14 protein-coding genes are annotated in these 16,661 nt (G+C 66.3%); 8 read left to right on the forward strand and 6 right to left on the reverse strand.

Translation table 11 applies throughout. The features are described from left to right. Positions 1 to 13 precede the first annotated feature (13 nt). Positions 14 to 1,525 (reverse strand): ATP-binding protein, encoded by a 1,512-nt coding sequence (locus tag QX051_RS09800; protein WP_315738600.1) that lies wholly within the window; start codon positions 1,523 to 1,525, stop codon positions 14 to 16. Positions 1,526 to 1,763: 238 nt separating this feature from the next. On the opposite strand from QX051_RS09800, the gene QX051_RS09805 reads away from it, so the two are divergent. Beyond that, positions 1,764 to 5,462 (forward strand): PAS domain-containing protein, encoded by a 3,699-nt coding sequence (locus QX051_RS09805; protein WP_315775956.1) that lies wholly within the window; start codon positions 1,764 to 1,766, stop codon positions 5,460 to 5,462. Next, positions 5,455 to 5,838, forward strand: coding sequence for a response regulator (locus tag QX051_RS09810; protein ID WP_315738598.1), 384 nt, complete (start codon positions 5,455 to 5,457; stop codon positions 5,836 to 5,838). The genes QX051_RS09805 and QX051_RS09810 overlap by 8 nt, the downstream gene beginning before the upstream one ends. Positions 5,839 to 5,871: 33 nt before the next feature. On the opposite strand, the gene QX051_RS09815 is transcribed toward QX051_RS09810, so the two are convergent. Continuing rightward, entirely contained in the window at positions 5,872 to 6,714 is an 843-nt protein-coding gene (locus tag QX051_RS09815; RefSeq protein WP_315717852.1) for a MoxR family ATPase, read from the reverse strand. Between the two features lie 97 nt (positions 6,715 to 6,811). Next, entirely contained in the window at positions 6,812 to 7,057 is a 246-nt protein-coding gene (locus QX051_RS09820; protein WP_315738597.1) for a GlsB/YeaQ/YmgE family stress response membrane protein, read from the reverse strand. A gap of 115 nt (positions 7,058 to 7,172) precedes the next feature. On the opposite strand from QX051_RS09820, the gene QX051_RS09825 reads away from it, so the two are divergent. The 3 genes from QX051_RS09825 to sseA all read left to right on the forward strand — a co-directional run bounded on the left by QX051_RS09825 (position 7,173) and on the right by sseA (position 9,847). Further along, positions 7,173 to 8,348 (forward strand): VWA domain-containing protein, encoded by a 1,176-nt coding sequence (locus QX051_RS09825; RefSeq protein ID WP_315738596.1) that lies wholly within the window; start codon positions 7,173 to 7,175, stop codon positions 8,346 to 8,348. Between the two features lie 120 nt (positions 8,349 to 8,468). Beyond that, the gene (locus tag QX051_RS09830) at positions 8,469 to 8,882 is read left to right on the forward strand and encodes a rhodanese-like domain-containing protein (RefSeq protein ID WP_315775957.1); all 414 of its coding nucleotides are present in this window, start codon (positions 8,469 to 8,471) and stop codon (positions 8,880 to 8,882) included. Positions 8,883 to 8,989: 107 nt separating this feature from the next. Beyond that, positions 8,990 to 9,847 (forward strand): 3-mercaptopyruvate sulfurtransferase, encoded by an 858-nt coding sequence (sseA, locus tag QX051_RS09835; RefSeq protein ID WP_315775958.1) that lies wholly within the window; start codon positions 8,990 to 8,992, stop codon positions 9,845 to 9,847. Between the two features lie 14 nt (positions 9,848 to 9,861). Here sseA and QX051_RS09840 read toward each other — a convergent pair whose 3' ends face one another. Further along, entirely contained in the window at positions 9,862 to 10,884 is a 1,023-nt protein-coding gene (locus tag QX051_RS09840) for a hypothetical protein (RefSeq protein ID WP_315775959.1), read from the reverse strand. A gap of 363 nt (positions 10,885 to 11,247) precedes the next feature. Between QX051_RS09840 and QX051_RS09845 the strand changes: the two genes are divergently transcribed. Next, positions 11,248 to 12,483 carry a L,D-transpeptidase gene (locus QX051_RS09845; protein ID WP_315775960.1) on the forward strand — a complete coding sequence of 412 codons (1,236 nt, stop codon included), beginning with the start codon at positions 11,248 to 11,250 and terminating at the stop codon, positions 12,481 to 12,483. An 81-nt stretch (positions 12,484 to 12,564) separates the two neighbouring features. On the opposite strand, the gene QX051_RS09850 is transcribed toward QX051_RS09845, so the two are convergent. Together QX051_RS09850 and QX051_RS09855 are read right to left on the reverse strand one after the other, a co-directional pair. Next, entirely contained in the window at positions 12,565 to 13,527 is a 963-nt protein-coding gene (locus QX051_RS09850) for a D-2-hydroxyacid dehydrogenase family protein (RefSeq protein ID WP_315738591.1), read from the reverse strand. Positions 13,528 to 13,651: 124 nt separating this feature from the next. Next, positions 13,652 to 13,870, reverse strand: a complete 219-nt coding sequence (locus QX051_RS09855; RefSeq protein ID WP_315738590.1) for a hypothetical protein — start codon at positions 13,868 to 13,870, stop codon at positions 13,652 to 13,654. A 304-nt stretch (positions 13,871 to 14,174) separates the two neighbouring features. Between QX051_RS09855 and ettA the strand changes: the two genes are divergently transcribed. Together ettA and QX051_RS09865 are read left to right on the forward strand one after the other, a co-directional pair. Beyond that, positions 14,175 to 15,824, forward strand: coding sequence for an energy-dependent translational throttle protein EttA (ettA, locus tag QX051_RS09860; protein WP_315755321.1), 1,650 nt, complete (start codon positions 14,175 to 14,177; stop codon positions 15,822 to 15,824). Positions 15,825 to 15,969: 145 nt separating this feature from the next. Next, positions 15,970 to 16,548 (forward strand): TIGR00645 family protein, encoded by a 579-nt coding sequence (locus QX051_RS09865; RefSeq protein ID WP_315738588.1) that lies wholly within the window; start codon positions 15,970 to 15,972, stop codon positions 16,546 to 16,548. Positions 16,549 to 16,661: the final 113 nt, after the last annotated feature.

Here is a 16,661-nt window from a genome sequence, read left to right on the forward strand (position 1 = left end):
TCCGGGCGCATCCTCAAGATGATGAGGTGACGAGACTTTGCTCGGCGTCGTCGGCATTGGGATCACCCGGCGCGGTGGCCCAGGCGAGTTCGACCAAAGTGACGATGCGGCGGCCGGCGCCATCGAGCTGGCAGACGATGAGGCCCTGGTCCTCGATATAGGTCAGCAGGCGCTGCGCCCGCCGCAACGAGTGCGAGCCATAGGCGCGGGCGATCGCGGCATCGCTCGGGCAGGGGCGGCCGTCCTTGGCGGCGCGGGCGATCATCATGAACACGCCCTGCATGTCCTCTGGGAGCAGCGAGGCGCGCAGCGTGACGTCCCGCCAGCCGGCGTCGTCGGCCGTCTCGTCGCCGCCGAGCCCCGCGCGGGCGCGCGTCAGCATGCGGCGGAACTCGTTGAGGTCTGGCACCGCCGTGCCCAGCCCCTCGATGCGGCAGCGGACGACGAACTCCTGATAGAGCACGCCGACGGCGCGAAAGCCGGCGTCGGGCTCGGCCAGCACGGCGCGCAGCACGCGCTCGACGCGGGCGCGGCGCTCGGCGAGCTCCTCCTCGCTGACGGCGGGCGCCGGCGGTTCGGGGCGCAGCTCGAGCGCGGCGGACTTCGCCGCCATCAACTGGTCGAGCAGCTCGGGCTGCGGCTTGCGCTGCGGCCTCGCGTTCGTCTCGGGCGGCGGTGCGGCGAGAATCACCGCGCGGGCGTCCTCGAGCGAGGCCTCCGGCAGCGGCATCAGCCGCGGCGTCGCGTTGCGCGGCTTGGTGTCAGTCGGGCCGATGCGCAGGCCCAGCGGCCGGCGCGACAGCGCGGGGCCCAGCGCCATGAACTGGCCGCGCTCGAGGTCGCGGAACGCCTCGGCCTGGCGCCGCTCCATGCCGAGCAGGTCGGCAGCGCGGGCCATGTCGATGTCGAGGAAGGTGCGGCCCATGAGGAAGTTCGAGGCCTCGGCCGCGACATTCTTGGCGAGCTTCGCCAACCGCTGTGTCGCGATCACGCCCGCCAAGCCGCGCTTGCGACCGCGGCACATCAGGTTGGTCATCGCGCCGAGCGAAGCCTTGCGGGCCTCGTCGGAGACTTCGCCCGCGACCGCCGGTGCGAACAGCTGGGCCTCGTCGACCACGACGAGCATCGGGTACCAGTGGTCGCGGGAGATCTCGAACAGGCCGTTCAGAAAGGCGGCCGCGCGCCGCATCTGATTCTCGGCATCGAGGCCTTCGAGGTTGAGGACCGTCGAGACGCGATGCATCCGCGCCCGTTCGCCGGCGACCTGCAGCGCGCGCTCGGTGTGATCCTCGGCCGCGATCACGAGATGGCCGAATCGCTCGGCGAGCGTGACGAAGTCGCCCTCCGGATCGATGATCGTCTGCTGCACCCAGGGCGCGCTCTGCTCCAGCAGGCGGCGCAAGAGATGCGACTTGCCGGAGCCGGAATTGCCCTGCACCAGGAGCCGGGTCGCCAGGAGTTCCTCGAGGTCGAGAGCTGCAGGCGATCCCGCCGCCGTCTGCCCCATCTCGATCGCAACCGTCATGTGCCCCGACTCAACCCCGCCTCACGCAGAGGCTGGCGCTTAACAAGCGCAGGCGCGCACGTCGAGCGTTTGCGGTGGACTGTCCCAAATTGCGAGATCGGCTGTGGATGGACAGATGGAACCCGCCTCGCCGCCGAGTTCCCCATCGATGCGCTTGTCGCTCGTTCGGGCCCGTGCTTGGCGCCCGCGCGCATTTCGCGATACTGTGCGGCGAAAAAGGGGCCAAAAGGGACCAGGAGTGAACCAGCATTCGGATGCCGGTCGCGCGACGTTTCAGGCGTTCGCGCGCGGGGCCGACTTCCTGCAGGGTGGCGGCGAGATGGGAGCGCTCATGCGCATCCATGATTGGTCACGGACGCCGTTGGGGCCGCCCGAGAGCTGGCCTCAGTCGTTGCGCACGTCGGTCAGCACCTGCCTGGACTGCGCGTTCCCGATCCTGATCTGGTGGGGCCAGGAGCTCGTCATGCTCTACAATGACGAGTATCGCCCGATCCTCGGCTCGCAGAAGCATCCCGCCGCGCTGGGGGCACCGGGGTGCGCGGTATGGTCCGAGATCTGGGAGGTCATCAGCCCGATGTTGCGGCAGGTCGTTGGGCTTGGCGAAGCGACCCGCTCACGCGACATGCCGCTGTTCATCGACCGCCATGGCTACCTCGAAGAGACCTATTTTTCGTTCTCCTATTCGCCGATTCGCGATGAGACCGGCGGCGTCGGCGGCGTATTCACCCCCGTCATCGAGACGACGGCCCGGGTCGTGGGCGAGCGCCGCATGCGGACCTTGCGCGATCTCGCCGCGCGCGGCCGTGCCGACAGTCTGGCCCACGCTTGTCGCGAAGCCACCGATGTCCTCGCCGAGAATCCGCATGACGTCCCGTTTGCGGTGATCTACCAGCTGAGCGAGGACCAGCGATCGGCACGGCTGTTGAGCGCTGCGGGGGTGCAGCCGGACAGCGCGATCGCGCCGGCGCAGATTGCCCTCGACGGCAACGGAGGCGCGCTGTGGCCGATCCGGGAGGCGGCGCGTGCGGCGGCACCGATTCGCGTCATGCTGGATCGTGCGAAATTTGCCGGCGTGCCGACCGGCGCATGGCCCGAGCCGCCACAGCTGGCGCTTGCGCTGCCGGTTGCCACGGGCCGGGAGCAGGCGACGGCGATCCTGATCTGTGGCGTCAATCCGCGCCGCGCCCTCGATGCCGAGCACCAGGGCTTTTTCGATCTGATGGCCGCTCAACTCGGCAGCGCCTTCGCCGAGACGCTGGCCTATGAGCAGGAGCGGCGCCGCGCCGAGACGCTCGCCGAGATCGATCGGGCCAAGACCGCGTTCTTCGCCAATGTCAGCCACGAGTTTCGCACGCCGCTGACGCTGATGCTCGGTCCGCTCGAAGATGTCCTGCTGCGGTCGCAGAGCTTGCCGCCGGCGGATCGCGACCGGTTGGAAATCGCCCAGCGCAATGCCTTGCGGCTGCTCAAGCTGGTCAACACGCTGCTGGATTTCTCGCGGATCGAGGCCGGCAGGATGCAGGCGGTCTACGCGCCGGTCGACCTCGCGAGCCTGACCGCGGAGATCGCCAGCACCTTCCGCTCGGCGATCGAGGCCGCCGGCCTCAGGCTGATCGTGGATTGCCCGCCGCTGCCGGAGCCGGCCTATGTCGATCGCGAAATGTGGGAGAAGATCGTCCTCAACCTGCTGTCCAACGCGTTCAAGTTCACCTTCACGGGCGACATCGAGGTCCGGCTCGTCACCTGCGATCGTCATTTCGAGCTGAGCGTGAAGGACACCGGAACCGGCATCCCGCAGCACGAGCTGCCGCGACTTTTCGACCGTTTCCATCGCGTCGCCGGCGCGCGCGGCCGCACCCATGAGGGCTCGGGCATCGGGCTCGCGCTTGTGCACGAGCTCGCCGAGCTGCACGGTGGATCCGTCGCAGCGACCAGCGAAGCCGGGCAGGGCAGCACGTTCGTAGTCAGAATTCCCAGGGGACGAAGCCATCTGCCGTCCGACCAGGTCGACGCGGCGCCAGCGCAGGAGCCGATGCTCCGCGGTGAGCGCCCCTTCATCGAGGAGGCGTTGCGCTGGCTGCCGGATACGCCGCCGCTCGATGCGCATGCCGTTCGGGACATCGACGTCCCCGCCCCCTCCGCCAACAGGGCCGGGCCGCGCCCCCGCATCCTCCTGGCCGACGACAATGCCGACATGCGCGACTATGTCCGCCGCCTGCTCGCAGCGCGCTACGATGTCGAGACCGTCGCCGATGGTGAAGCCGCGCTCGCGGCCATCGCCCGCGACAAACCCGACCTCGTTTTGTCGGACGTGATGATGCCGCGCATCGATGGGATGCAGTTGCTCGCCCGGCTGCGCGCCGATGAACAGGTCGGCACCATCCCGGTGATCCTGCTGTCGGCCCGGGCCGCAGAAGAGAGCCGCGTCGAAGGCATGGAGGCCGGTGCGGATGATTATCTCATCAAGCCGTTCAGTGCGCGTGAACTGCTGGCGCGCGTCGAGGCGCATCTCAAGATGGCCCGGCTGCGTGCCGAGGCGACGGAGCGGCTGCGTGCCAGCGAGGAGCGCTATCGCGCTTTCGTGACGGCGAGCTCCGACGTCGTCTATCGCATGAGTCCTGACTGGCGGGAGATGCGCCAGTTGCAGGGCAAGGACTTCATTGCCGATACGATGAAGCCGAGCCAGGGCTGGCTCGCGAAATACATTCATCAGGACGATCAGCCGCAGGTGATGGCGGCGATCAGCAGGGTCGTTGCGACGAAGAGCATGTTCGAGCTGGAGCACCGTGTCATCCGGATCGATGGCAGCCTCGGTTGGATCCATTCGCGCGCCATCCCCATTCTCGGGCGCAACGGCGAGATCATCGAGTGGTTCGGAACGGCGCGCGACATCTCCGAGCAGAACAAGGCCGAACGGGAGTTGCGCAAGAGCGAGGAGCGCCTGCGCAGCGCGGTCGAGGTGGGGCGGCTCGGCCTGTGGGACTGGAACGTCGCGACCGGCGAGGTGTATTGGTCGGACGAGCACTTTCGCATGGAAGGCTATGGTGTTGGCGAACTGACCCCGAGCTACGAGGTCTGGGCCGCGCGCATCCATCCCGACGATCGTCCCGCAGCCGAAGCCGCGCTTCACCGCGCGATGGAGGCGCACCAGGAATATGTCAGCGAGTTTCGTGTTGTGCATCCGGGCGGCGCAATTCGCTGCCTGTACGGCCGTGGGCGCTTCTTCTATGACGATGCAGGACGACCGATCCGCATGACCGGCGCCATGGTCGACGTGACCGAGCGGCGCGAATGGGAGGAGCGGCAGAAGGTGCTGGTCGCCGAACTGCAGCATCGCACCCGCAACCTGCTCGGCGTGGTCCGCTCGATGGCCGACAAGACGGCGCGCGCGAGCACCGATCTCGGCGATTTTCGCGCCCGCTTCCGTGATAGGCTGGATACGCTGTCGCGCGCCCAGGGCCTGCTGTCGCGCCTCAAGGAGCATGATCGCGTCACCTTCGACGATCTGATCCGCAGCGAGCTGTCTGCTGTCGCCGGCGGTTCCGAGCGCATCGAGCTTTCGGGGCCGTCCGGCGTTCGGCTGCGGTCGTCGACGGTTCAGACCCTTGCCATGGCGCTGCACGAGCTCGCCACCAACGCGGTCAAGTATGGTGCGCTGGCGCAGCCGTCCGGCCGGCTCTGCGTGGGCTGGTCGCTCGAGTGCGAAGGCGCGGAGGGACGACCCTGGCTGCACATCGAGTGGCGCGAGAGCGGCGTCGACATGCCGCCGCCAGCCACGATGCCCCGCGGCACCGGACAAGGGCGCGAGCTGATCGAACAGGCCTTGCCCTATCAGCTCAGCGCGAGGACCTCATACACTTTCGAATCCGACGGTGTCCGTTGCACGATATCGATTCCCGTTTCGCTCACCACACTGGAGCTCGATGAGCATGCCTGAACGCTCGCTTCGCGACCGTCATATCCTCATCGTCGAGGACGAATACATGCTTGCCGACGAGCTGCGCTGCGCCTTCGGCGGCGCCGGTGGCACGATCCTGGGCCCGGTCGGAACCGTCCCTGACGCGCTCGCGTTGATCAAACGCGAGGGGCGGATCGAAGGCGCCGTTCTCGACGTGAACCTGCGCGGCGACATGGCGTTTCCGGTCGCCGATCTGCTTGTCGAGCGCGGCGTGCCCTTCGTCTTCACCACCGGTTACGACGAATCGGTCATTCCGGACCGCTTCTCGAAGATCCTCCGCTGCGAGAAGCCGATTGCCGTCGATGGGATCATGCGCGCGCTCGGACGCCTGATCGAGAGGACGGCGCCGCAATGACGCGTTCGGCCCCGTCGGATTGAGCCGGGCGCCTCACACCTCGCGCCGGCTGAGGAAGGCGAGCCGCTCGAACAGGTGCACGTCCTGCTCGTTCTTGAGCAGCGCACCGTGCAGCGGCGGGATCAGCTTGCGCGGATCGCGCTCGCGCAGCTGCTCGGGTCCGATGTCCTCGTTGAGCAGCAGCTTGAGCCAGTCGAGCAGCTCGGAGGTCGACGGCTTCTTCTTCAGGCCGGGCACGTCGCGGACCTCGAAGAAGATGCGCAGGGCCTCCTCGACCAGACGCTTCTTGATGTTAGGGAAGTGCACGTCGACGATGCGGCCCATCGTATCCGGATCGGGGAACTTGATGTAGTGGAAGAAGCAGCGGCGCAGGAACGCATCCGGCAACTCCTTCTCGTTGTTGGACGTGATGATGACGATCGGGCGCAGCTTCGCCTTGATGGTCTCGTTGGTCTCGTAGACGTGGAATTCCATCCGGTCGAGCTCGAGCAGCAGGTCGTTCGGGAACTCGATGTCGGCCTTGTCGATCTCGTCGATCAAGAGCACCGGCCGCTGCTCAGCCGTGAAGGCCTCCCACAGCTTGCCGCGCTTGATGTAGTTCTTGATGTCGGACACCCTGCTGTCGCCGAGCTGGCTGTCGCGCAGCCGCGACACCGCGTCGTATTCGTAAAGGCCCTGCTGCGCCTTGGTGGTCGACTTGATGTGCCAGGTGAGCAGCGGCGCGTTGACGGCCTTTGCGACTTCCTCGGCCAGCACGGTCTTGCCCGTCCCCGGCTCGCCCTTCACCAGCAACGGGCGCTCGAGCACGATCGCCGCATTGACGGCCACTTTGAGGTCGTCGGTGGCGACGTAGTCCTGGGTGCCGGTAAATTTCATCGCGTCTCGCTCATCGTTCGAACTTGTGTTGAGTGGCTACGCAGCGGCAACGCTGCTGCGGCTTTGAGATGATGGCTGCCATCGGAAGCAGAAATAATCAAGCGCGCCTGATCAATGAGAGGATCACGAGCACGATGACGGCGCCGATCGTGGCGTCCAGGATCGTCCCCAGCGTGCCGCTGGCGAGCGCAATGTGCAGTGCCGGCAGCACGTAGCTTGCGACCAGCGCGCCGATGATGCCGATGACCATGTTGCCGATCAGGCCGAAACCGGCGCCGCGCACGATCAGCCCTGCCAGCCAGCCCGCGATGGCGCCGATGATCAGCGCTGCAATGATACCCATGAAAGCCCCCATTTCGCCTGTTGTTCCAGGGATTGTAGAGCAAAATGCCGGCGGGTCCAGCGCGGGGCGTGGAGCGGCCCTTGACGTGCCCTCCCGGCCGCGCGATCTAATGGGCATGTTCCTGCAATTCTTCACAGCGCTGCGCGACGCGCAGGTCCCGGTCTCCTTGCGTGAATATCTCACGCTGATGGAGGCTGTCGACGCCGACCTCGCCGAGCATTCGGTCGAGAATTTCTACTATCTGTCGCGCACCGCGCTGGTGAAGGACGAACGAAATCTCGACAAGTTCGATCGCGTGTTCGGCACCGTATTCAAGGGGCTGGAGAACCTGCTCGATGCGATGGAGAAGGCCGAAATCCCCGAGGAATGGCTGAGGAAGCTGGCCGAAAAATACCTCACCGAGGAAGAGAAGAAAGAGATCGAGGCCATGGGCTGGGACAAGCTCATGGAGACCTTGAAGAAGCGTCTGGAAGAGCAGAAGGGCCGTCACCAGGGCGGCAGCAAGTGGATCGGCACCGCCGGCACCTCGCCATTCGGCGCCTATGGCTACAATCCCGAAGGCGTCCGCATCGGCCAGGAGAAGAACCGCAACAATCGCGCCGTGAAGGTGTGGGACCGCCGCGAGTTCAAGGATCTCGACGGCAATGTCGAGCTCGGCATCCGCAACATCAAGGTGGCGCTGCGCCGGCTGCGCAAGTTCGCCCGCACCGGTGCGCCCGACGAGCTCGACTTGGACACCACGATCCGCGAGACCGCCAACCACGGCTATCTCGACGTGCATATGCGCCCTGAGCGGCGCAATGCGGTGAAGGTGCTGGTGTTCTTCGACATCGGCGGCTCGATGGATTCCCACGTCGCGCAGGTCGAGGAGCTGTTCTCGGCCGCCAAGAGCGAATTCAAGCACATGGAATATTTCTACTTCCACAACTGCCTCTATGAGGGCGTGTGGAAGCAGAACAAGCGGCGTTTCACCGATCGCACGCCGACCTGGGATGTGCTGCATAAGTACCCGCACGACTACAAGGTCGTGTTCGTCGGCGACGCGTCGATGTCGCCCTATGAGATCATGGTGCCCGGCGGCTCGGTCGAGCACGTCAACGAAGAGCCGGGCTCGGTGTGGCTTGACCGCGTCATTCGCACCTATCCACACGCGGTGTGGCTCAATCCGGTAGCGCAGAAGCATTGGGACTATTCGGAGTCCACCACCCTCATCCGCCGCATCTTCTCCGAGCGCATGTATCCGATCACGATCGAGGGTCTGGAAGCAGCGATGAAGGAGCTGGTGCGGTGATGCTGTCATTCCGGGGCGCCCGAAGGGCGAACCCGGAATCCCGACATTGCGTTGCCACTTCGAGATTCCGGGGTCGATGCTTCGCATCGGCCCGGAATGACGCCAAGAGGAAACGAGAGAATGCCCCAGACCATCACCCGCGGCATCAAGGCGCTGCTCGACGAAGCCAATGCCGAGATCGCCACGCTCTCTGCGGCTGAGGCAATCGAGGCTGCCAAGCGCGATGACGTCGTCATCGTCGATATCCGCGATCCGCGCGAGATCGAGCGCGAGGGCAGGATCCCCGGCGCGTTCTCCTGTACGCGGGGCATGCTGGAGTTCTGGATCGATCCGCAGAGCCCCTATGCCAAGGCGATCTTCCAAGAGGACAAGACGTTCATCTTCCACTGCGCCGGCGGCCTGCGCTCTGCGCTCGCTGCCAAGACCGCGCAGGACATGGGCCTGAAACCGGTCGCCCATATCGGCGGCGGCTTCGCGGCGTGGCGGGACGCCGGCGGGGCGGTCGAGGCCTGGGCGCCCAAGAAGAGGGATTGATCGCTGCCCATCACGCGCGGGCTTGACCCGCGTGTCCATCGCTTGAAGAAGATGGATGACCGGATCAAGTCCGGCCATGAGGACCGAAAGTGACCGCGGAGCCACGCATGACCACCCCCAACGACCCTCTCGTCTCCACCGACTGGCTCGCTGCGCATCTGGGCGATCCCAGGGTCAAGGTGCTCGACGCGACCTTCAAGATGCCGGGTGTGCTGCCGCTGCCGAAGGACGATTATCTGAAGGCGCACATCCCCGGCGCCGTGTTTTTCGACGTCGACGAGGTCTCCGACCATTCCAATCCGCTGCCGCACATGTATCCGAGCGCCGAGCAGTTCGGCCGCGACGCGGGCCGGCTCGGCGTCAGCAATGGCGATACGGTAGTGGTCTATGATTCCGGCGGCTGGGTCGCCGCGTCGCGCGCCTGGTGGATGTTCCTGTCATTCGGCCACACGGATGTGCGCGTGCTCGACGGCGGGCTGAAGAAGTGGATGGCGGAGGGACGCCCAGTCGAGAGCGGACAGGTCACGGCGGCGCTCGGCACCTACAGCGCGAAATTCGATGCCGCGCGCGTGCGCCGGATCGAGCAGATGGTTGCCAATCTCGCTGGCAATGCCGAGCAGGTGATCGATGCACGGCAGGCGCCGCGCTTCGCGGGCGAGGTCGCGGAGCCGCGGCCCGGCCTCCGATCCGGCCATATCCCCGGCAGCCGCAATCTGCCCTATGCGGAGTTGTTCGACGCGACGACCGGCATGATGAGGCCGCTCGACCAGTTGCGCGAGGCATTCGGCGCCGCTGGAGTCGATCTCGCCAAGCCGATCGTGACCTCCTGCGGCTCCGGCGTGTCGGCGGCGGTGCTCACGCTGGCGCTCTATCGTCTCGGCATCCGCGACACCGCGCTCTACGACGGCTCGTGGTCGGAGTGGGGCATCGAGAACGGCCCGCCGGTTGCGACCGGGCCAGCCTGATCGGCGGCTCCTCCTTACCGTGTGCGCGGCCCGGCCGCCTGCTGGCTGACCGTCTGCGGTTGACCGAACGGCTGCTGTCCAAACGGATCAGGGAATGCGGCCTGTTGCTGCTGAGCAGCAGCAGCAGCAGCTTGCCGTGCCGATCGGAGCCGCTGTGCGATGCGCCGCTGGTTGGCGCGGCGCGCCGCGATCTGCTTCTCGCGGGCCTGGCGCTTCTTGAGGATGCTCCGGCGCAACTGAATGCTCGCGACCTTCACCGAGGCACGATGCTCGCTGGCGGCGGGCCGCTCCTGATGAGCCGGCTGTTCGGCCAGTGCGGCGAGCTTGGCGGCGATCGGGTCAAGCACCGCCGGAACGGGCGCGAGCGCGGTTGAAGCGGCGGCTACGGTCGTCATCATCGGATCGGCGCTGGCGAGGATCTGAGGAGCTGGCGGCGGCGGTGCCACCACGGCGGCCGCAGCTTCACGCGACGCCCGCGACGGGGCGGTCGCTGCAGTCTCGGGCGAGCTGTCCATGCTCGGCTTGTCGAACGCTTTTTCGACCGGAACGACGATCGAAGCGGTCGTGTCCGGAATGGAGCGCTCCGGCTTGATGCTCTCGATCCGGTCATTCGTCGCGGACGCGGTCGCGACAATGGCGGAGGTGCGGGACGTGTCGACCGTTTCCGCCGGCAGCGAGGGCGTCGGCACATCGGTGGCCACCGCAACGGGGGTCACTTCGGGCGCTTCTGTGAGCGGCGCCGCCGTCGACGGCGCGCTCGGCTGTTCGGACGTTGCCGGGGCAGCATCGGCTACGACCGGCGGCGGCGTCACCGGCGGTGTCGGAATCGAATCCACCCGCAGCACCGCGAGCACCGGCGTGGGTTCGGCCGGCGGTAGGAACGTCGTGAAGCCCGACGCCTGAGTCGTGCGCCAGGACGCGTTGCTGGCGAACTGCTCATGGGCGGCGCGCAACAGAGCCGCAGCGCCCATGCCGAAGATGGTGAGAGAAATGGAACAGACGATCGCGGCGACCAGAAAACGAAAGCCGGGAAGCATTGACGGTAACTCTCGCCACGGCAGCGGGACTGCCGAGACATTCGAGCCAGTAGGGAACGCGGTGATCACAGGGAATAGCCGCGTCCGCGACGAGGCCGGCTTCTGCCGTGCATCGCGAATCAGGCTCAAGTCAGAATACCGGAAGTGTTCCCGCCCGCTCGGCAAATCACGGCATCGATAGGGCCTGCGGGGGCTCCGCTGCACTTTTTCGGCGGCGTGAGACTTCCGTGCAACGACGGAGACATGATCACAAATTGCCGAAGTCGGGCCGCTCTGGCCGGAATTGTCTTGAATGCGCCGCTATCTTCGGCCATCTGGCACAGCAAAGGTCCCAATCGGCGGCTTGGGGATACTGCAAGGGCGATGATGATCAGACAAATCCTGACGGTTTGCGCGGTCGCGGCAGCGGGCGTGACGGCAGCTTCGTTTGCCGAGGCACAGCAGGTCTATCAGACCGCGCCTGGAGCGTATTCACCGGCGCCGACGCCTTACCCGGCCGATGCGCGCGGGCAGGGGCAGGATTTCGACGCGCTCGACGACGAGGATGCGCCTGGCAATTCCGCGGCCCTGCCGCCGCCCGGCCCGGTGATCTCGCCGGACGATCCGCGCTACGGTCGTCCAGCCAATGCGCCGGTCTATGGCGCTGCTGCTCCGACCGGCCCCATCCTTTCTCCCGACGATCCCCGATATGGGCGTCCGGCCGGTGCAGCGGTCTATGGAGCAGCTCCGAACGGCCCCGTGATGTCCCCGGATGATCCACGTTACGGCCGTCCGGCTGGTCCGCCCCCGGTGATCTACGGTGATCGTCCCGCCTCCGGCCAACAGGCTTATGGTGGCGCCTACGGCAACAGCGCGCCTGGTGGCGACTCCGGTGCGCCGCGGCCGCCCGGCGCCGTCGGTGGCGCTCCCGCCGTCGCGGGCGCCGCACAGGCTCCGGCCGCCGGAGATCGGCCGATGACGGTGGCAGCCCTGCCGCCTGAGGAACAACCCGATGCGGCGCCGGCGCCGCTGCCGGCGAACCTGCGCCGCCAGGAGGTCGACTTCGTCACCAAGGAGCCGCCGGGAACGATCGTCGTCGATACGCCCAACACCTACCTCTATCTGGTGCTCGGCAACGGCCGGGCGATGCGCTACGGCGTCCGTGTCGGCCGCGAAGGCTTCACCTGGACCGGCGTGCAGAAGATCACCAAGAAGACCGAGTGGCCGGACTGGTATCCGCCGAGCGAGATGATCGAGCGCCAGCCCTATCTGCCGCGCTTCATGGCCGGCGGTCCCGGCAATCCGCTCGGCGCCCGCGCGATGTATCTGGGCTCGACCGTGTACCGCATCCACGGCACCAACCAGCCGTCGACCATCGGCAAGTTCGTGTCGTCAGGATGCATCGGCATGCTGAACGACGACGTCGCCGACCTGTTCGACCGGGTCAAGGTCGGCACCCGCGTGGTCGTGATGCCGGGCGGTGCACCTCCGGGCTCCGGCAAGAACATGGCTGCCGCCGCGGCCTCACCGGCTCAGGCGCCTGTCCAGGCGCAGGCGGCCGTGCCGGCTAGCCAGCCGGCCAACATGCAGCCGCTGCCGCCGCCGGTCACGATCCGCTGAGGCGCGTTTGCCCGAGCTGAGCCCGTTGGAAACACCCTCCTCGCGGAGGGTGTTTTGCTTTGTGAGCCGCTCTCGCCTGCCTCAAGCCAGCCGGCGCGGCGGCTCGGACCCGGCGAGCCAGGCGGCGATGCAATCGACCATCTGACCGTAATGGGCCCGAAAGCTCTCCTCGGTGACGTAGCCGAGATGCGGCGTGATCACGACGTTGCCGAGCCCGCGCAGCGGATGGGCGACCGGCAGCGGCTCGACCGAGAACACGTCGAGCCCGGCGCCGGCGATGCGCTTGTCGCGCAGCGCCTGCAGCAGCGCGGCCTCGTCGACGATCGGTGCGCGCGAGGTGTTGACCAGGTAGGCGGTTGGCTTCATCCGCGCGAGGTCGGCGGGGCCGACCAGCCCGCGTGAGCGGTCGCTGAGCACGACATGGATGGTGATGACATCGGCGGTCGCGAACAGCTCCTCCTTGGTGGCGTAGCCGACGCCCGCCGCGTTGCAGCGGTCTGGCGTCAGGTTGGGGCTCCAGGCGATCACGTTCATGCCGAACGCCTTGCCGAGCTCCGCCACCTTGGTGCCGAGCTTGCCCAGCCCGATCACGCCCAGCGTCTTGCCCTCGATCTCCACGCCGCCCAGCGCCTGCCAAGGCTCGCCGGCATGCATGCGGGCGTTCTCCTGGCCGATCCTGCGGGTCAGCTCCAGGATCAGGCCCATGGTGAGCGGTGCGGTGGGGTCACGGCCATATTGCGTGCCGCAGACCATGATGCCGCGCGCCTTGGCGGCCTCCATGTCGATGGCGGCGTTGCGCATGCCCGAGGTGATCAGGAGCTTCAGCTTCGGCAGCCGCTCGATCAGGGAGCGCGGCAATGGCGTCCGCTCGCGCATCGCACAGATGATGTCGGCATCGGTGAGCGCGCCGGCGGCCGCTTCCTCGTTGCCGAACGGCTGTGTGAAAGCTGTCACATCCACTCTGTCGGCCAGCCGGGGCCAGTCGGCCAATGAGAGGGCCGTATCGTAATAGTCGTCGAGGATCGCACAGCGCAGCCGTGTCATCGGCAAGGTCCATTCATCGGGAAACGGCGGCAATCATGAATGCCGTCGGGAATGGAGCCATGCTTGCGCGCAAAGGGCTGGGTGCGCAAGGCGTCGTCCCGCTGTGACGCGGAACCAGGCGATATCAGTCGAGGCGGGTCTTCAGCCGGAACGCGGCGTCATGGCCGTATTTGGCGCGCCAGGCGGGGCCGGGGCCACGCATGTAATGCAGCTCCGGTCGGTACGGGTTGAACGCTCGCGTGACGAAGTCGCGCCAGAAGCCGCGGATCTCGTCGACGATCCCGGATCGGTCGTTGCGGTGGGCCGCCGGAGCGGGCAGGGAGGCTGAGGTGAAGGCTGCCATGACGGGCTCTCGCTGTTGTCGGTCGCGGCTTTTGCCGCTTGGGCGCGCGGGTCTTGCGGGCCGAGACCGAGTGTCCCGCCGAATTAATTAAAAGATGGTTGCAATTGTCGTGATCCGCCACACACAAGGTGACGGACCCGTATTCGTCCGTGGGCTGGAGGCCCGTCCCGGCGCAGGACCGACCGTGATTCTCCCGGCATTTGTTCCGGTCAGGACCGGCTCGCCGGTTGCCCTTTGGGGACCGCGCGGCTACATCAGCGGCAACCATTTTCCGACAATTCCGGCAGGCTTCAAGGGACACGCGATGGCGCGCCAGTTCGTCTACTTCATGCAGGGTCTGTCCAAGACCTACCCGACCCGCAAGGTGCTCGATAACATCCATCTGTCGTTCTACCCGGACGCCAAGATCGGTGTGCTCGGCGTCAACGGCTCCGGTAAGTCCACCCTGCTCAAGATCATGGCCGGCATCGACAAGGACTATACCGGCGAGGCCTGGGTCGCCGAGGGCGCCCGCGTCGGCTATCTCGAGCAGGAGCCGCAGCTCGATCCAAAGCTCACGGTGCGCGAGAATGTCATGCTCGGCGTCGGCAAGCAGAAGGCGATTCTCGATCGCTACAACGAGCTGGCGATGAACTACTCCGAGGAGACCGCCGACGAGATGACCAAGCTGCAGGACGAGATCGAGGCGCAGGGCCTGTGGGATCTCGACAGCAAGGTCGACCAGGCAATGGATGCGCTGCGCTGTCCGCCCGACGATGCCGACGTCGCCAAGCTGTCCGGCGGCGAGCGTCGCCGCGTCGCGCTGTGCCGGCTGCTGCTCGACCAGCCCGAGCTGCTGCTGCTCGACGAGCCGACCAACCATCTCGACGCCGAATCGGTGTCGTGGCTCGAAGGCCATCTGCGCAACTATCCGGGCGCGATCCTGATCGTCACCCACGACCGCTACTTCCTCGACAACGTCACCAGCTGGATCCTCGAGCTCGACCGCGGCAAGGGCATCCCCTACGAGGGCAACTACTCGTCCTGGCTGCAGCAGAAGCAGAAGCGGCTGGAGCAGGAAGGCCGCGAGGACGCGGCGCACCAGCGCACTTTGGCGCGCGAGCAGGAGTGGATCGCGGCGTCGCCGAAGGCCCGCCAGGCGAAATCCAAGGCGCGCTACCAGCGCTACGAGGAGCTGCTCAAGAAGGCGAGCGAGAAGCAGACCCAGACCGCGCAGATCATCATTCCCGTGGCCGAGCGGCTCGGTAACAACGTCATCGATTTCGAGGGGCTGACCAAGAGCTTCGGCGATCGCCTGCTGATCGACAATCTCACCTTCAAGCTGCCGCCCGGCGGCATCGTCGGCGTGATCGGCCCGAACGGCGCCGGCAAGACCACGCTGTTCCGCATGATCACCGGGCAGGAGAAGCCGGACGCCGGCACCATCACCATCGGCGAGACCGTGCATCTCGGCTATGTCGACCAGTCGCGCGACGCGCTCGATGGCAACAAGACGGTGTGGGAAGAGATCTCCGGCGGCAACGAGCTGATCCTGCTCGGCAAGAAGGAAGTCAACTCGCGCGGCTATTGCTCGTCGTTCAACTTCAAGGGCGCCGACCAGCAGAAGAAGGTCGGCGCGCTGTCGGGTGGCGAGCGCAATCGCGTGCATCTCGCCAAGATGCTGAAGTCCGGGTCCAACGTGCTGCTGCTCGACGAGCCGACCAACGATCTCGACGTCGATACCCTGCGTGCGCTCGAAGAGGCCCTGGAAGACTTCGCCGGCTGCGCCGTCATCATCAGCCACGATCGCTGGTTCCTCGACCGTATCGCGACCCACATGCTGGCCTTCGAGGGCGACAGCCATGTCGAATGGTTCGAAGGAAACTTCCAGGACTATGAGAAGGACAAGATGCGCCGGCTCGGCCAGGACAGCGTGATTCCGCACCGGGTCAAGTACAAGAAGCTGACGCGCTGATCTCAGGACATCGCAAGGCGCGACGCTGTCTTCGTTCCGGGACAAAGCGTCGCGCCCAGGCTGCGGCCAGTTGTCGCTTCCATGTGCGACGTGATTGCGTAGATAGTCGTTCCGCAATCCCATCCAGCCGCGAGAAAATCCCATCATGTCTTCCCCCGACGCGACCCTGTCCTCAAAGGGCGGAGCGCTGCGCCCCATTCCAATGCTGATCTTCGGCTCGCGCTGGCTGCAGCTACCGCTCTATGTCGGGCTGATCATCGCACAGGGCGTCTATGTCGTGCTGTTCCTGAAGGAGCTCTGGCACCTGTTCGCTCACGCCTTCGATTTCTCCGAGCAGCAGATCATGCTCGCGGTGCTCGGCCTGATCGACGTGGTCATGATCTCGAACCTGCTCGTGATGGTGATCGTCGGCGGCTACGAGACCTTCGTGTCGCGGCTGAATCTGCAGGGCCATCCCGACGAACCCGAATGGCTCAGCCACGTCAATGCCAGCGTGCTGAAGATCAAGCTGGCGATGGCCATCATCGGCATCTCTTCCATTCATCTGCTCCGTACCTTCATCGAGGCCGGCGCGCTCTCGTCGGGCAAGTCGAACTACACCGAGACCGGCGTGATGTGGCAGACGATCATCCACACGGTCTTCATCCTCTCCGCGATCGGCATCGCCGTGGTCGACAAATTGTCGAATGCCGCGATCGAAGAGGCGAAGCAGGCGGGGCATTGAGCGGCAGCCCCGAGTTCCGCCGCGCGGTCTGCTGACGTTCACAACGGCCGCAGGCTGTGCTAGCCCTATCGGATGGCTCGGCAGCTGCTACTCCGTTTGCGCAGGCTCGTTCT

This window comes from Bradyrhizobium sp. SZCCHNR1053 (genome assembly GCF_032381235.1).
GTDB lineage: Bacteria > Pseudomonadota > Alphaproteobacteria > Rhizobiales > Xanthobacteraceae > Bradyrhizobium.